The organism is Desulfosediminicola flagellatus, assembly GCF_005116655.2.
Classification (GTDB): Bacteria; Desulfobacterota; Desulfobulbia; order Desulfobulbales; family Desulfocapsaceae; genus Desulfopila; species Desulfopila flagellata.
Genome location: NZ_CP050698.1, coordinates 2,398,121 through 2,413,811, shown reverse-complemented (window position 1 = coordinate 2,413,811; position 15,691 = coordinate 2,398,121). Strand labels below are relative to the sequence as shown.

Annotated in this window: 16 protein-coding genes; 10 read left to right on the top strand and 6 right to left on the bottom strand. The window is 42.7% G+C overall.

The genetic code is table 11. The features are described from left to right. Window positions 1–34 precede the first annotated feature (34 nt). From proB to FCL46_RS09995, 5 genes are all read right to left on the bottom strand, one after another. Entirely contained in the window at window positions 35–1,192 is a 1,158-nt protein-coding gene (gene proB, locus FCL46_RS10015; RefSeq protein WP_136806337.1) for a glutamate 5-kinase, read from the bottom strand. Between the two features lie 51 nt (window positions 1,193–1,243). Beyond that, window positions 1,244–2,242: a GTPase ObgE gene (obgE, locus tag FCL46_RS10010; protein ID WP_136806336.1), complete on the bottom strand. Its 999-nt coding sequence runs from the start codon at window positions 2,240–2,242 to the stop codon at window positions 1,244–1,246. 184 nt (window positions 2,243–2,426) lie between these two features. Further along, complete coding sequence (rpmA, locus tag FCL46_RS10005) at window positions 2,427–2,684, bottom strand: 50S ribosomal protein L27 (protein ID WP_136806335.1); 258 nt, start codon at window positions 2,682–2,684, stop codon at window positions 2,427–2,429. An 80-nt stretch (window positions 2,685–2,764) separates the two neighbouring features. Beyond that, the gene (gene rplU, locus FCL46_RS10000) at window positions 2,765–3,076 is read right to left on the bottom strand and encodes a 50S ribosomal protein L21 (RefSeq protein ID WP_136806334.1); all 312 of its coding nucleotides are present in this window, start codon (window positions 3,074–3,076) and stop codon (window positions 2,765–2,767) included. Between the two features lie 295 nt (window positions 3,077–3,371). Then, a complete protein-coding gene (locus FCL46_RS09995; protein ID WP_136806333.1) occupies window positions 3,372–3,821 on the bottom strand; it encodes an AP2 domain-containing protein in 450 nt (149 codons plus the stop codon). Window positions 3,822–4,051: 230 nt separating this feature from the next. On the opposite strand from FCL46_RS09995, the gene FCL46_RS09990 reads away from it, so the two are divergent. The 9 genes from FCL46_RS09990 (at window position 4,052) to dusB (ending at window position 12,864) form a co-directional block, all read left to right on the top strand. Continuing rightward, window positions 4,052–4,495, top strand: a complete 444-nt coding sequence (locus FCL46_RS09990) for a MazG nucleotide pyrophosphohydrolase domain-containing protein (RefSeq protein WP_228723375.1) — start codon at window positions 4,052–4,054, stop codon at window positions 4,493–4,495. Window positions 4,496–4,706: 211 nt separating this feature from the next. Then, window positions 4,707–5,189 carry a 30S ribosomal protein S6 gene (rpsF, locus tag FCL46_RS09985; RefSeq protein WP_136806332.1) on the top strand — a complete coding sequence of 161 codons (483 nt, stop codon included), beginning with the start codon at window positions 4,707–4,709 and terminating at the stop codon, window positions 5,187–5,189. 27 nt (window positions 5,190–5,216) lie between these two features. Continuing rightward, the gene (gene rpsR, locus FCL46_RS09980; protein ID WP_136806331.1) at window positions 5,217–5,459 is read left to right on the top strand and encodes a 30S ribosomal protein S18; all 243 of its coding nucleotides are present in this window, start codon (window positions 5,217–5,219) and stop codon (window positions 5,457–5,459) included. Window positions 5,460–5,483: 24 nt separating this feature from the next. Then, entirely contained in the window at window positions 5,484–6,476 is a 993-nt protein-coding gene (locus FCL46_RS09975; RefSeq protein ID WP_167505802.1) for a DUF2232 domain-containing protein, read from the top strand. Between the two features lie 58 nt (window positions 6,477–6,534). Further along, window positions 6,535–6,990, top strand: coding sequence for a 50S ribosomal protein L9 (gene rplI / locus FCL46_RS09970; RefSeq protein WP_136806329.1), 456 nt, complete (start codon window positions 6,535–6,537; stop codon window positions 6,988–6,990). A gap of 187 nt (window positions 6,991–7,177) precedes the next feature. Next, the gene (gene dnaB, locus FCL46_RS09965; RefSeq protein WP_136806328.1) at window positions 7,178–8,566 is read left to right on the top strand and encodes a replicative DNA helicase; all 1,389 of its coding nucleotides are present in this window, start codon (window positions 7,178–7,180) and stop codon (window positions 8,564–8,566) included. A gap of 83 nt (window positions 8,567–8,649) precedes the next feature. Next, window positions 8,650–11,142: a leucine--tRNA ligase gene (gene leuS, locus FCL46_RS09960; RefSeq protein ID WP_136806327.1), complete on the top strand. Its 2,493-nt coding sequence runs from the start codon at window positions 8,650–8,652 to the stop codon at window positions 11,140–11,142. A gap of 96 nt (window positions 11,143–11,238) precedes the next feature. Continuing rightward, on the top strand, window positions 11,239–11,763 hold the full coding sequence (gene lptE / locus FCL46_RS09955; RefSeq protein WP_167505801.1) for an LPS assembly lipoprotein LptE: 525 nt from the start codon (window positions 11,239–11,241) through the stop codon (window positions 11,761–11,763). 165 nt (window positions 11,764–11,928) lie between these two features. Beyond that, window positions 11,929–12,864, top strand: coding sequence for a tRNA dihydrouridine synthase DusB (gene dusB, locus FCL46_RS09950; RefSeq protein ID WP_136806325.1), 936 nt, complete (start codon window positions 11,929–11,931; stop codon window positions 12,862–12,864). A gap of 51 nt (window positions 12,865–12,915) precedes the next feature. Here dusB and FCL46_RS09945 read toward each other — a convergent pair whose 3' ends face one another. After that, window positions 12,916–14,451 carry a leucyl aminopeptidase gene (locus FCL46_RS09945; RefSeq protein ID WP_136806324.1) on the bottom strand — a complete coding sequence of 512 codons (1,536 nt, stop codon included), beginning with the start codon at window positions 14,449–14,451 and terminating at the stop codon, window positions 12,916–12,918. Between the two features lie 183 nt (window positions 14,452–14,634). Here FCL46_RS09945 and FCL46_RS09940 point away from each other — a divergent pair, with 183 nt between their 5' ends. Further along, window positions 14,635–15,690 carry a hemolysin family protein gene (locus tag FCL46_RS09940; RefSeq protein WP_136806323.1) on the top strand — a complete coding sequence of 352 codons (1,056 nt, stop codon included), beginning with the start codon at window positions 14,635–14,637 and terminating at the stop codon, window positions 15,688–15,690. Window position 15,691: the final 1 nt, after the last annotated feature.

The window sequence follows — 15,691 nt, the reverse complement described above, 5'->3', positions numbered from 1 at the left end:
ACTCGTATATCGGGTCAGGTCGTTATAATCCGAACTACATCAGCACCAGGTTATCACGATGCATTATTTCATCGCTATCTTTATACCCCAAAACTTCTGAAATCATGGTGGTTTTCTTGCCCATTATCTTCTTCACATTATCTGAAGTATAATTAATCAGGCCGACAGAAATAACATTCCCGTCAGTATTGCAGCACTCAACTGAATCGCCTACACCAAAATCACCTATAACATCAGTTACTCCGGAAGGAAGAAGACTTTTGCCTTTCTTTACAAGAGCCTCACACGCACCAGAATCAAGGGTCAAACGCCCCTTGGGTTTAAGTACATAGGCTATCCAATGTTTGCGACTTGGCAACTTAGAAGATCTCGGCAGAAAAAACGTACCGACCATCTCTCCGCTGAAAAGATGTTGTAAAATATTTTCTGCACGTCCCGGCCCGATAAAGGAACTACCGCCACTGGCTGCAACCATTTTCGCTGCCCGTATTTTGCTCTGCATGCCCCCTGTACCCAACGCACTTTTCACATTGCCTGCCATAGCCTCAATTTCAGGCGTCACCTCTGTAACTGTATATATAGGCTTGGCGTCTGGATCGGTATGAGGATTTCCGTTATACAAGCCGACAACATCAGTCAAACAGATGAACATATCAGCTTCAATGAGGTTCGAAAGCAACGCACCCAGCGTGTCATTATCGCTAAAGCGCAACTCCTCTGCTGAAACCGTGTCATTTTCGTTAATTATTGGGATAATGCCGAACTGAAATAATGTAGCAATTGTATTTCGGACATTGAGATATCGGTCTCGATGAGACAAATCAGCATGGGTCAGTAGGATCTGAGCTATTTTTTTGCCATGCTTAGCAAAAGCTTCGTCGTACTCATGCATCAGAACCGATTGACCGATCGCTGCAAGTGCCTGTTTTTCGCGAATGGTAATTTCGCCCTGCGGAGTATACGATATCTTTCTTCTTCCTGCGGCAACAGCACCTGAGCTGACAAGAATGACTTCTCTTCCACTATCATGTAGAAAAGAAATTTCTTTGGCCAGATTGTCAACTACAGCATGATTCATACCATCCTCATCTGTAAGGATGGCGCTTCCAACCTTAACAACCACACGTTTGGCTTTATCGAAAAGCGTCTGGCGGAAGTAAAGGCCTTCTTCTTTATCTACCTGAATAGTCATAGGAGAACGTAATGTAATTCTTAATCTTGGGTGGTTACAAACCTGGACAAGTTATTTACTCTTCATGTTATAAATAGTCTCTAGGATATGTTCCTTGAGTTGCTCGAGGCCCTGCTCCATTTCAGCAGAAATAGATAACGTTTCAATACCAAGATCTGCAAATTCCTTCTGCATTTCAGCAACCATTTCCGGATCGACAAGGTCAATTTTGTTTAAAACAACAAATTTTTGTCGATTTGACAATTCTTCTTTATACTTGAACAGTTCATTTTCTATGACCTGATAATTTTTTTGATAATCATCATCAGAGCAATCAATCACATGAAGCAGGATATTGGTTCTCTCAATATGCCGCAGAAACTTATGTCCCAACCCTACACCCTGATGGGCCCCTTCAACCAGACCTGGTATATCTGCTATAATACAGGGTTCATAAAAACTATGATGTAACACACCGAGTTGAGGTTCCAATGTCGTGAACGGGTAATTAGCGATTTTCGGATTTGCAGCGGACAACTTTGACAACAATGTCGATTTACCAGCATTTGGCAACCCGACCAGTCCAACGTCAGCTATGAGTTTCAATTCTATTTTAAGCCATCGTTCCTCACCCTCGGTCCCCTTTCCAGCATACCTTGGAGTACGATTCGCACCTGTGGCAAAATGACTGTTACCCATCCCTCCTTCACCGCCCTGAGCAGCTACAAAGGTGTCACCATCTTCTGCGAGATCTATCAAAAGCTCATCAGTTTCAACATCTTTTATGAGCGAACCGACAGGAACTTGAATTATACAGTCATTTCCTTTGGCCCCATAACAATCTCTTCCCATCCCATGAGTACCACGCTCCGCTTTAAAATGGGAACGATACCTGAAATCAATAAGAGAATGGATAGTGGCAGTCGCCTCAATGATTACGCTGCCACCACGGCCGCCATCTCCCCCATCAGGTCCTCCCTTTGGGACAAATTTTTCCCGCCTGAAACTGACGCAACCATTTCCGCCGTCTCCGGCTTTTACAAAAAATTTTGTTTCATCAACAAAAGCCATAACAGTTAACTCTTTGCTTTAAGCTTTTAAATATATCTTTAAAATAACAGGTAAAATGGAGAGCCTGGTACCGTCTAAAGTGCAAAAAAAAACTCGACCTTCACGAGAATGGAGGTCGAGTCTCTCAGATTATCCGGACGTATATTTTTCGTCCTTCAAATAGGCAGCTTATTTGTCAATGACGTTAAACGGCAGGATAAACACTTACACGTTTTTTGTTTTTTCCGAAATCTTCGAATGTTACAACGCCGTCAACTTTGGCAAAGAGAGTGTAGTCACGACCACAGCCTACATTGGTGCCCGGGTGAATTTTTGTTCCAAGCTGTCTAACAAGAATGTTTCCTGCTTTTACTACCTGACCGCCAAAACGTTTTACACCCCGTCTTTGACCTTCGCTATCGCGACCGTTTCTCGAACTACCACCGGCTTTTTTATGTGCCATTGTATTGCTCCTTCCTCCGACAGACAATAACGCATGTCGGTATGTTCATCAAAATCGTTTCAACCCTGATAAAATGTGAATCAGGCTTTGATCTCTTCAATCTTCAATGAGGTATAGGATTGCCTATGACCTTTTTTCAGGCGGTAGCCTTTACGACGCTTTTTCTTGAATACGAGAACTTTTTTGGACTTGCCCTGCTCTGCAATTTTGGCAACGACCTTTGCATTCTCAAGAAGGGGCTGTCCAACTTTAACTTCTTCCCCTTCCACAACCATCAGTACGTCATTCAGGTCTACACTGTCTCCGATGTCACCAGCAAGTTTTTCAACTCGCAGGGTGTCACCACAAGCAACCTGGTATTGTTTTCCGCCTGTGCGAACTATTGCATACATTATGTGAACCTCTTTACATGGAAACTTCGTTATTTTTTACAAGCTCTGCAATATATAAATCCGAAACAATAAATAAAAAACTTTTTTAGCATAAATGTCAACCAGTATTTAGGAAATTGCTAACAGTTTTCCTAACCAAAGCGTAAGAAACGTAAGGATAATCCGGAATCAACTCCTGAACCAAACTGGTAAGAACAGAGGGAACTCTGCCTTTTACTTCTCTGCTATAAAAAAAACCGCCGGAATCATCTGGCAAAAGCCAAGAGACAAAACCGGCGGTAAGATAGTTTACTGCTTAGGATGCTGTGTATTCCAAACGAGCTCTTTCTTTGTCCTGACGAATTGCGCAAGCTTTGGTGAAAGCACTCTTTTTTCCGTGCTTCTTAATCGAAACAGAGGTTTTACCCTGCTTACCCTGATGGGTGACCCAGCTTACCTCGTATCTGTTAAGCTTGTCGTTAAGTCTCACACCCACAACGCCAGTACTGGAATTGCTGACAGTAACCATGTGTTTGTTGGTGCGGATTTTTCCGAGCTTTTTTTCAGTTTTATCGCGCCAGGAAATGGCGGACAACAGACTGGAATATCTACCACCACATTTCTTGTCTGAAAAAAATTTCGAGTGCGTTTTCCCCAAAAAACGAACTCTCACATACCAGCCATGCGTGCGCTTTGACTCCTGATCGATACGTGCAATGTCTTTGTGCTTTTCAAGCAACAACTTCTCTCTCTTATCTTCTTCCATCAAATTCCTCTTCTTCTTTAAATACCTCTAAAGGTTTCCTAGCAAAAGAGATGACAACATTTATGCAGTCGGTTACGCTTTCGCTCGCCCATGGAAACCATGTTGCCATGGTTAGGTCATGACAACTTTCAATCACTTTCTACGAAAGCTACTTAGTTGGTCAGGGACATAATGTCAACTTTTTTTATATCGCCCTAGCTAAAAAAAGTCCTGTATTATTTGGATGTTTGATGACCATCCCCACTACAAACTATACAATAATCACCATCGCAATCGGTGCCACCATGTCGGATTTAAACAAAAAATTCTCAAAGCTTACAGAAACGGTAATGGAGTTACGCTCAGAACACGGATGCCCATGGGATAAGCGTCAAACAACCACATCACTTGTAAAATACCTCAAATCTGAATTTGAAGAACTGCTCGCAGCAATAGAAAACAACGATTCTGAAAATCTCTGCGAGGAACTAGGAGACCTTCTTTTTCTGATAGTAATGACATCTGAGATCAACAGTGAGACAGGAACATTCAATATCGGTGAGGTAATCGAAGGGGTCACTCAAAAGCTCATCAGACGCCACCCTCATGTCTTCGCAGGAAAAACAATTATGAGTGAACACGAACTTCGAGAACAATGGGAGAGGATCAAAGCTGAAGAAAAGTCTAAAAATTAAGTTTGACACAGGCATGTCATAACAGTATTATGTAGAGTTTTGACATATAGACAAGATATACATGTTTTACGTGTCTATATGTATAACTAAACCGTATGGCGGTACAATAGTGTCTGTCATACACCTCTTCGCTCTCTGCACAGAAGTACAGTAAGCGAGGGCCGAAAACAGGGTCATAGACCCAAAGCCATGAGTCCACGAGGAGGAACACATGCGAAGGTATGAATTGATCTTTATTCTTCGACCAGGAGTAGGTGAAGAAGAGATTACAAAAGTTATCGATTACAGCCAGCAGATTATTCTTGACGAGCAAGGTACAATCATTGATCTCAACAAATGGGGCATGAAAAAACTTGCTTACCCTATCAAGAAAGAAATTCAGGGTTATTACGTATACTGCGAATACGCAGGAACTCCTGCAGCTGTTGCAGAGATCGAACGTAAATTCAGAATTGATGACTCAGTACTCAAGTATCTCACCATTAAGACTGCTGACAGCATGACTGAAGAAGACGTTCAGGCAGCAATCGGTGAGACAGAAGCTCGCAACGCAGCAGCTGCTGAGGTTGCAGAAGAAGAGGCTTCAGAAGCTACTGATTCCGATAGTGCAACTACTGAAGTAAAAGACACTGAAGTAAAAGAAACTGAAAAAACAGCTGTAGAAGCTGACGCAGAAGAAGAGAAATCTGCTTAATAACAGACCTATTTAAGGAGAATCACAATGGCTAGACCACAGAAAAAACTCTTCTCACGCAAAAAAGTATGTCGCTTCTGCGGTGACAAAGAGCAAACTATCAATTATAAAGACGTAAAAACATTGAGAAATTTCGTTACTGAGCGTGGCAAGATCATTCCACGACGAATTCTCGGTACTTGCGCTACGCACCAACGCCAGTTGTGTGAAGCAATAAAGCAGGCACGTCACATTGCCTTGCTTCCGTATTCAGGCTCTTCTCAGGGGTAATTGGAATCAAAGGAATTACGTACGGTGGACCAACCTAAATCTCAGCCGGAAGTTAAGCGAATATTCGCGAACATCCTTGTAATATTTGCAGCCTTAACTCTTCCCGGCCTACCCGGTTTGGCATGGTCTTTGTTTGGATGGCTACACATATTCCTGCCACTTTTGATTTTTTTCTACCTAATCAAATATGGCATGAGTATCGGCAACAAATTCATCCTTGCAGGTACTGGCCTGGCACTTGTTGCCGGCATGGTTACTCAATCGGTTGACGGACTACTCTTTTCGTGCTCACTCATGCCAGCAGGCTATGTAATAGCCCAATCTGGACTTAAAGGTGATTCGCCGGCATTATCCGGATTTAAAGGAGCAGTTACCCAATCGATATGCTGGGCAATATTAATTGCTTTGCTCAGTGCCAGAGAAGGATTATCACCTTATGGTTCGCTGATAAACGCAGTGCACTCATCTATTGATGCATTGATGGCGTACTACAGCCAAAGCGGCGCTATAGACGCCGAAGGCATGGTGATGTATGAAGCAACCCTGAAACAGATGAAAATGGTTATTACGCTTTTATTACCATCGATTTTCATCAGTTGTACGTTTCTTTCAGTCTGGATGACAATGGTATTTGGAAATAGACTGGCTATCAGGTTCTGTGATCGCCAAATATGGCCAAGTTACAGATATTGGCAACTACCGGATAAACTGATTTGGGTTGGAATTTGTTGCGCTGTACTAGCTTTTTTTCCACTGGGCGTAATACGGAGCATCTCCGCAAACCTTTTGATTTTACTAAGTGTAGTTTATAGTTTTCAGGGATTCTCAGTATGTGTTTTTTATATGCACAAATGGAACGTACCGATACTGTTTAGATCATTTGTTTATGTAATGGTTATATTTCAGTCATTTGGTACCATCGTTCTGCTTGTAGTCGGAATTGCCGACACATGGTTTGATTTCCGCAAATTGAAAAAAACTGAAGACACCCCCGAAACGGGTCCGAAAGACGAATAAAATTTATATGGAACATTGATTCATATAAATTTTACATACACAATACAAGGAGTTAAAAATGGAACTCATTTTAAAGGAAACCATCAGCACTCTTGGCCAGGAAGGTGACGTAGTGACTGTTAAGTCCGGTTACGGACGAAACTATCTTCTTCCTCAGGGTAAGGCTGTTGCTGCAACCAAGGATAACCTTGCTGCCCTCGAGCAAAATAAAGCTGAAATCGAAGCTCGTCTTGCTGAGCAGAAGAAACAGGCTGATAATCTTGCAAAGAAAATTGCAGGTCGGGAAATTGTTATCGAACAGCTTGCTGGAGATGATGATCGCCTCTTCGGTTCTGTCACCAGTTCTGATATTTGTCAGAAACTCGCTGAAATGGGCGTTGTAATCGACAAAAAACAGATAATACTCAACGATGCTATCAAGACAATCGGAGAGACCGCTGTGCAGGTTAAGGTCGGCTTCCAGATGGTTGCAGATATCACCGTAAAGGTTGTTCGCGCATCAATTGAAGCGTAATCAATCTTAGATTATCATGCAGTTTCCAGGTAACTGGTCACTGCAGCGCAGTACATCCGTTATACGTATTTCGTATAACGGATCTTTGTACAGCCGAATCGAAACACACCATATAGGCTCGGCCTGCATGGTGTGTTTTTCGTTTAAGCTGTAGACAGTTTTCAAGATTTTTTTAAAGCCGGATATTATGAACGAGATAGCACCACATTCAATGCCCACCAATCAGATCCCCAGTGCAAAAATTCCGCCACAGAATCTGGAGGCCGAACAAGCTGTACTTGGTTCTATTCTGCTTAAAGACAAGTCATTTGGAACTGTACTCGAAATTTTAAAACCGAAAGATTTTTACAGAGACGCGCATAAGATCATTTATGAATCAATGCTTGACCTTTTTGATTCTAATGAGCCTCAGGATCTGCTGACAATTACTAACTTATTAAACGATCGCAATCAACTTGAGGCAGTCGGTGGTGCCGGGTATCTAGCTACACTTACTTCTATTGTACCCGTTACAGCTAATATTGCGTCATATGCGAAAATCGTACGTCAGAAATCGATTCTAAGAAATTTAATTAATGTCAACACAGACATTGCGGCAAGGTGCTACGAGGAACAGGGTGACATCGATATACTCGTAGATGAAGCTGAGCAGGCTATTTTCGATATCGCGGGCTCTAAGGGTGGTAAAGGCTTTACACATATAAAGCAGGTTGTTCCTGGTGCTTTCCAGATGGTAGAACAGCTCTACAAGCGTAAAGAACTTATCACAGGTGTACCCACCGGATATGCAATGCTTGATAAAATGACTGCCGGTTTGCAGCCATCTGATCTTATCATTTTGGCCGCACGACCATCCATGGGTAAGACATCCTTTGCAATGAACATTGCTCAACATGCCGCGTTGATCGAAAAAATAGGTGTTGCTGTCTTCAGTCTTGAGATGTCCAAAGAACAACTCGTCATGCGTCTTTTAAGCTCTGCAGGAAGAATTGACTCGCAACGTATCCGAACAGGTAAACTGCACGATGAAGACTGGCCGAAACTTACCCGTGCTGTTGGTATGCTTTCAGAAGCTCCTATTTTTATTGATGACCAACCAGGCATCTCTGTTCTTGATATGCGAGCTAAAGTTCGTCGTCTCGCTGCGCAGCATGATATCGGCCTCATCGTCGTCGATTACCTTCAGCTTATGACAGGGCGGAGCAGCACCGAAAACAGAACCCAGGAAATTAGTGAAATTTCACGATCATTAAAAGCCGTAGCAAAAGAGCACAATGTACCGGTCATTGCCCTCTCCCAGCTTAACCGGGGCCTTGAAAGTCGTACTGATAAACGCCCGATGATGTCAGATCTTCGAGAATCAGGTGCAATCGAGCAGGATGCCGATATTATTATGTTCATTTACCGTGACGAAGTATATAACAAAGCCGAAGATAACCCGAACCGCGGTATCTCTGAAATTATCATAGGTAAACAACGAAATGGGCCCACCGGCACCGTTAAATTGACATTCATTAAAGAATTCACTATGTTCGAAAACCTCAGTATCCATGATGATCCTGAACAATTCGGATAAAGGCCCAAGGGTCGAAATTCTGCAACTTGGTTCCACCTATCAACGCCCCTTCAGTAGGCAAGAGACTACATCGAGGTAAGAATATGACAAGCAGTCAGGCAATCGCTAACAGGTATGACTACAAAACCATTGAGTCAAAATGGCAAAAACTCTGGACTGACACCAATAAATACACGTCTGACGAAGATTCCAGCAAAGAGAAATACTATGTACTGGAAATGTTTCCCTATCCGTCCGGCCGTATCCATATGGGCCATGTGCGAAATTATTCAATAGGCGACGTAGTAGCCAGATATAAACGAATGCGTGGTTTTAATGTATTACACCCGATGGGGTGGGATGCATTCGGCCTGCCTGCAGAAAATGCGGCGCAAAAAAACAACCTGCATCCTGCAACCTGGACGTACGATAATATCGACTACATGCGTAACCAGCTTCAACAACTCGGCCTTTCATACGACTGGAGACGTGAAATTGCCACATGTAATGAGAAATACTACAAGTGGGAACAAATACTTTTTCTTGAGATGTACGAAAAAGGGATAATCTACCAGAAGACTACCACAGTAAACTGGTGCGACTCATGTCAGACAGTTCTTGCCAATGAGCAGGTAATTGATGGCCTGTGCTGGAGGTGTGATCAGGCTATTCATCCACGAAAAATGAATGGCTGGTTCTTTAAAATTACTGATTATGCTGAGGAATTACTTGCTGATCTTGATAAACTTTCCGGTTGGCCCGAAAAAGTTGTCACGATGCAACGAAACTGGATTGGTAAATCCCAGGGACTCGCGGCCGATTTCAAGGTTGAGGGGATGGATAAAAATATTTCTATCTTCACCACTCGACCAGATACTATATTCGGCGTAACGTTTATGTCCATTGCTCCTGAGCACCCTATTGTTGATGAGCTCATTGGCGGCACAGAACACGAACAGGATATCCGCAAATTTATCGATGAGATTCTCGCTGAGAAACAGCAACAGAGCCCTGAAGACGAACAAGTTAAAAAAGGCATTTTCACAGGTAAATACTGCATCAACCCATATAATGGTGAAAAAGTACCTGTTTACATTGCCAATTTCGTTCTGATCGAATACGGAACTGGCGCTGTTATGGCTGTTCCGGCTCACGACGAACGTGATTTTGAATTTGCTAAAACCTATGATCTTCCAATCCGCCCTGTTGTTATACCTGAAGGTGTTGAACTCGAAAGCGATACCATGGAAGAAGCATCAACTGTTGCCGGTATTCTTACCAATTCAGGCGAATTCAACGGCCTTACATCAGAAGAAGCTAAAAATGCCATTATCCAGTTTGCTGAGGATAACAACTTTGGTAAACCGCATATAACCTACCGCCTTCGTGACTGGGGTATATCAAGACAGAGATACTGGGGTGCACCAATTCCCATGATTCATTGCGATTCATGTGGTGTCCAGCCTGTTCCTGTAAAAGACCTGCCAGTAACCTTACCTGCTGACAATGATGAGTCCGGTGCTACCTGCAGACCTCTTCATCAACGTGATAGCTTTATTGCCGTCACCTGCCCATCTTGCGGAAAAGATGCAAAACGTGAAACAGATACCATGGATACATTCGTCGAATCTTCCTGGTATTTCGCTCGCTACACATGTCCTGCATTCACAGATGCCCCACTTGATAAAGAAAAAGCATCTCACTGGTTGCCGGTTGATCAATATATTGGTGGCGTTGAACACGCAATTCTTCATCTGCTCTATTCGAGATTTTTTACCAAGGTACTCCGGGATCTTGGTTACCTGAATGTGGACGAGCCCTTTACCAACCTGCTCACACAGGGAATGGTGATAAAAGATGGTGCCAAGATGTCTAAATCAAAAGGAAATGTTGTCGATCCACATGACCTTATTACAGAATATGGTGCAGATACAGTTCGTCTATTCAGCCTCTTTGCTGCACCACCTGAAAAAGATCTTGAATGGAATGCTCAAGGCGTTGAAGGATGCTCAAGATTTCTAAACAGGGTTTTCAGGTTTATCAATGCAAGACCTGAATTAAGTAAAGCCCCTGTACTTCCAGCCGAACTCAATCAGGCTGGCAGAGAACTTCACCGAAAAACGCATCAGACAATTAAACGTGTAACTGAAAATATAGAAAATAATTTTCATTTCAACACTGCCATCAGCGGGTGTATGGAGCTTTTCAACTCTATGACCAGTCTTTCTGATCCTGACAAAAAAGAACAGGCAGAAGATGGTACTATATTTGAAGCGGCTTCTTCACTGCTTATTCTGCTTTCCCCCATGGTTCCTCATTTTTGTGCCGAATTATGGGAAAGCCTCGGAAATACTGATTCTATTGAAGATCATGCCTGGCCTCAATTCGATGCTGAGGCGGCAAAAGAAGATCTCCTGACAATTGTTGTCCAGGTAAAAGGAAAGGTACGTTCCAGGCTGGAAGTACCAGCAGACACAAGCGACGATGAGATCAAAGCGCTTGCCCTTGCAGATAGTAATGTCCTGAGATTTATCGAAGGACAGACAGTAAAAAAGACTATTGTCGTCAAGAAGAAACTTGTTAATATTGTGGTTTAATACTACTATTCCAAGGTGCAGGGAGCTTGACGTTGCGCTCCCTGCGTTACTCTTAAAATCCGCTGTATATCCAATCCTCATTCTGGGAGAACAACGTTGAAACTTATTAGCCGAAACCTTTCTCTGCTCGCAGTACTCGGGTTTTTTCTTGTTTCATGTGGTTACCACAACCCGTATGTTTACACAGGTCCCGAAAAGGTCATATACATCAAAGACTGGAAAAACAGAACCAGTGAGCTTGGCCTTGATTCGGACATATATCACTCTCTTGTAAAGTGGTATCAGAAATCACGATCTATAAAAATCACCAAAGACAAGAGCAGTGCAGACCTTATTCTTGCAGGTGAAATAATCTCTATAAGTCTGCCAAGCCTTTCATACGGATCAAACAACACCACGAAAGAAGTTAAGATTCGTTTGAAAGTCAGATATATCCTCAAAGATCTCACTTCTGACAAGGTTCTATTTGAAGTAGCTAAAGAGGAGTACACTGAAGGCTATGTGGTTGATGATACAACTGCCCAGACTCGTGATAATCAAGAAGAAGCGATTGAAACCATTGTCACTGATCTGTCTCAGAGGATATATCAGAAAACGCTCGTCGAATTACCAAAGCTCTAAATAATTGCACATCTGTCAGCCAGTTGTTACTTTTTTGAACAGCTGGCTGACAGATGCTTATAAGCGATAGCAATATCTGACCTAATTGCATTTCTTCCTATCCTTTTCTGCCGCCTTTTTTTTTTACACATCTCCAGACAATACTCAGCCTGTAGCCATTTTTTTATGTTAGTCATTGACGGTTTACGCTTTACTTCCCCTTTTGTACTTGCGCCGCTTGCAGGTTATACTGATCTTCCATTTCGACTACTTTGCAGAGAGTTTGGTGCAGGTTACTGTGTTTCCGAAATGATCAGCTGCCATGGGCTCACTTTTAAACAACCGAAAACCATTTCTATGATGCAGTCTGTTCAGTCAGAACGACCTGTTGCATTTCAGATCTTTGGTGCAGAACCTGATCTTATGGGTGAGGGAGCAGCACTTATGTGCCTTCACAAGCCTGATATGATCGACATCAACATGGGTTGCCCAGTAAAAAAAGTCACCAAAAGAGGTGCAGGTTCAGCTCTTATGAGCACCCCGCTTCTTGCAGAACAAATCATTAAACAGGTTAAAGCCAATAGTGATGTCCCCGTCACAGTGAAATTCAGATCCGGACCTGATGCTAAAAACATCAATGCTGTAGAATTTGCACTTATGTCTCAAGAATCGGGAGCATCTGCACTTATTGTCCACGGTCGTACCCGTGCGCAGGGATTTACCGGTTTAGCTGATAGAGAAATTATTAGTCAGGTAAAGGATGCGGTCAGTGTCCCGGTTATTGGCAACGGTGATATCCTTTCCTATGAAGACGGAATTGCGATGATGTCTCAAACCGGCTGTGATGGTGTAATGATCGGCCGTGGTGCACTTGGCAATCCGTGGATTTTTTCTCCTGCGGGTCGCCCTTCTTCAAGTGCTGAAATTGTCGGCGGTGCTATTCGGCATATGGAACTCATGGAAGAGCATCTGCCGGTTGACAGGATGATCGGCTGTATTAAAAATCATCTGGGGCGATACTTCAGAGGTCTTCGAGGAAGCTCTAACATGCGTAAGGCGGTTTATGACAGTCCGTCGTTTACTGAATTGAAAGAGATGATGAAAACGGCATTGAATTACTAATGTTAAATGCACCTGATATTCAATCAGGTGCATTTACGATATCTACAACTTCTACTTATTGGTAATTTTTGCTCTTTTTCGAACAAATTCAACCAATGTTCTGACTGCAATTCCTGATGGACCTTTAGGGATGTATGTTTTCTCAGTAAAACCCCAGGCAGTCCCTGCTATATCCAGATGGGCCCACGGCACATCATCAATAAATTTTTCAAGGTAAGCCGCTGCGGTTATCGTACCCGCCGGTCTTCCACCAGCATTTTTGATATCTGCCACATCAGATTCTATCTGCTTACTGTATTCTTTCCCTAGTGGAAGTCGCCATAGTGGTTCAGCACATTTTTTTCCCGCTTCGATAAGGTCTTTTGCCAATGCATCGTTGTTACTCAGGATGCCTGAGTGATGATGGCCCAGGCCGAGTATAACTGCCCCGGTCAGTGTTGCGACATCGACAATACAGTCTGGCTTGTATTGCTTCACACCATAAGCAAGTGCATCTGCGAGAATCAGTCGCCCCTCCGCATCTGTATTAACTATCTCGGCTGTAACTCCATTAAAATGGCGTATTACATCTCCGGGTTTTAAAGCCGAACTGCCGGACATGTTATCCGTTGCAGGAATCAGCGCAACTACCCGGGCATCAGGTTTGTCTTCGGCAATTGCCTGCATAGCCGAAATGACAGCAGCACCTCCACACATGTCATATTTCATATCCTGCATTCCGGCAGATGGCTTTATACTAATCCCCCCGGAATCAAAGGTTAATCCCTTCCCAACTAAAAGAATTGTACCATTCGACTTCTCGGGTGAATAATCCAAAACAACAAGTTTGGGAGGTGCGGCAGAACCTTGATTAACTGCAAGTAATCCTCCCATACCAAGCTTTTTCATTTGTGCTTTATCTATGATTGAGCATGTAACCGGATGCGTTTCAGCCATTTTTTTGGCATACTCTGCAAATTCAGCAGCTGTCCAATAATTTCCAGGTTCATTTGCCATATCACGGGCTGCACATGCTGCTAATGCAAGCCTGGATCCGCGTTTTGCGGATTTACGAATTGCTGCAACATTTTCAGAAACAGAGAAGGTAATCTTTTTGATTCCCTTGAAAGCTGGGTTTTCTTTATCTTCAGCCTTGTACTTGTTGAATTGATAGTCTCCTAGAACTATACCCTCAGTAAGGCTCTGAACTACTTCAGCGTGTTTAAGGCCTAGTGCTGTTCCATTCCATATCACTAACTCACTGATTTTGTATTTGGCACACACTTTACTGATGGTACCACCTGCACTTCTGAACATTTCCAATTTTGAAGCAACATCAGGATAGCTACTTTTTTTCCCAAGACCAATCATCAGGACACGTTTTGCCCCAATCTTACTCAATTTTTTAAATTCTTGTGGATACAGCACAACAGTATCATTTTCTTTTGCACAGAAATCGTTATATTGTGTAAGAACTTTTACTAGTGGGGCTGTGTGGTTATCAGAATCGATGCTACCATCTTCTTTTTGCGCAACATAAAAGACAAGCAGTTCTCCACAAAAGTCCTTCATATGTATTTCTGATACTGTTACTTTGGTGTTGTGCATAGTATTTCCTTCAAGTCATATGTTTATATTCATTCGTATTTCTTGCAATTCACAAATTTCGTGGATTAACAAAATCTCCACTCTTTGTTACACTGTACAGTAATGCCTGCTGTAGAGCATGCAACACTATAATTTTAAATATTAAATCATATCTAACACGTATTTATAACAGGAGTTCCTTCAGTGCTCAACACGCTTATCACCGCAGTCACTCTAGCAATATGCGTATCCGCTTTATGCTCAATCTGCGAAGCTGTACTGTATTCCCTTTCAGCAAGCCAGGTAGAAATGCTGAAAAAATCAGGTTTCAAGTCTGCTATACACTTACAAAATCTCCGTGCAGATATTGATGAACCGATAACCGCAATTCTTACCTTAAATACAATAGCTAATACTGTCGGGGCGGCAGTTGCAGGCGCATCTGCCGCGAAGCTATTTGGTGATCATAATGTAATATGGTTTTCCGGTGTTTTTACCCTCTGCATTTTGATTTTTTCTGAAATCCTTCCTAAAACAATCGGCGTAACATTTGCTTACAAGCTTGCCCCAATCATTGCAAACCCACTGCGCTGGATGGTTATAGTTCTTAAACCGATTGTCTGGCTGTGCAGATCGATTACCCGACTACTCCCTGACCGATCTGGTGATGAAAATATATCATCCGAAGAATTACAGACCATAGCCGCACTTTCACGGGAATCTGGAGAAATTGCACAAGATGAAGAAACAGTTATTGCAAATATTCTTCAACTAAAAGACAAAATGGTCCGTTACGCTATGACTCCCAGAACTGTAACGTTCTCCCTGAAGCAAGACCTTACAGTTGCCGACGCCATGAAAATGGTTAACAGGCTCAGCAGTCACAGCAGGATACCAATTTTTGACACAGAGCCCAATAATGTGACAGGTATTGTAATGCGCAAAGATATATTACAGGCTGCTGCCGAGGGAAAAGATAATGTATCATTGATTGAGTTCCTGAATCCTGCTCACTTTGTTCCTGAGACGGCACCGCTTAATCGTGTACTCATTGACTTTTTTGATCGACAACAACACCTCTTCGTCGTTGTCGATGAATACGGTTCGATGACAGGAATTATCTCAATGGAGGATGTTATTGAGGAAATTGTTGGCAGAGAAATAATAGATGAGTCTGATAAAGCACAGGATATGCGAGAGCTTGCGCGGAAAAGAAACCTTGTGTCACTGAAACAGTTGAAACGGAGGAAAGAACTTTAAA

Excerpts from the sequence above, each read along its gene's own strand:
- dusB (WP_136806325.1), top strand. The coding sequence starts at position 11,929 with ATGTTAGTCATTGACGGTTTACGCTTTACTTCCCCTTTTGTACTTGCG.
- rpsF (WP_136806332.1), top strand. The coding sequence starts at position 4,707 with ATGCGAAGGTATGAATTGATCTTTATTCTTCGACCAGGAGTAGGTGAA.
- rplU (WP_136806334.1), bottom strand. The coding sequence starts at position 3,076 with ATGTATGCAATAGTTCGCACAGGCGGAAAACAATACCAGGTTGCTTGT.
- rplI (WP_136806329.1), top strand. The coding sequence starts at position 6,535 with ATGGAACTCATTTTAAAGGAAACCATCAGCACTCTTGGCCAGGAAGGT.
- proB (WP_136806337.1), bottom strand. The coding sequence starts at position 1,192 with ATGACTATTCAGGTAGATAAAGAAGAAGGCCTTTACTTCCGCCAGACG.
- dnaB (WP_136806328.1), top strand. The coding sequence starts at position 7,178 with ATGAACGAGATAGCACCACATTCAATGCCCACCAATCAGATCCCCAGT.
- FCL46_RS09990 (WP_228723375.1), top strand. The coding sequence starts at position 4,052 with ATGACCATCCCCACTACAAACTATACAATAATCACCATCGCAATCGGT.
- rpmA (WP_136806335.1), bottom strand. The coding sequence starts at position 2,684 with ATGGCACATAAAAAAGCCGGTGGTAGTTCGAGAAACGGTCGCGATAGC.
- FCL46_RS09945 (WP_136806324.1), bottom strand. The coding sequence starts at position 14,451 with ATGCACAACACCAAAGTAACAGTATCAGAAATACATATGAAGGACTTT.
- leuS (WP_136806327.1), top strand. The coding sequence starts at position 8,650 with ATGACAAGCAGTCAGGCAATCGCTAACAGGTATGACTACAAAACCATT.
- obgE (WP_136806336.1), bottom strand. The coding sequence starts at position 2,242 with ATGGCTTTTGTTGATGAAACAAAATTTTTTGTAAAAGCCGGAGACGGC.
- FCL46_RS09995 (WP_136806333.1), bottom strand. The coding sequence starts at position 3,821 with ATGGAAGAAGATAAGAGAGAGAAGTTGTTGCTTGAAAAGCACAAAGAC.
- rpsR (WP_136806331.1), top strand. The coding sequence starts at position 5,217 with ATGGCTAGACCACAGAAAAAACTCTTCTCACGCAAAAAAGTATGTCGC.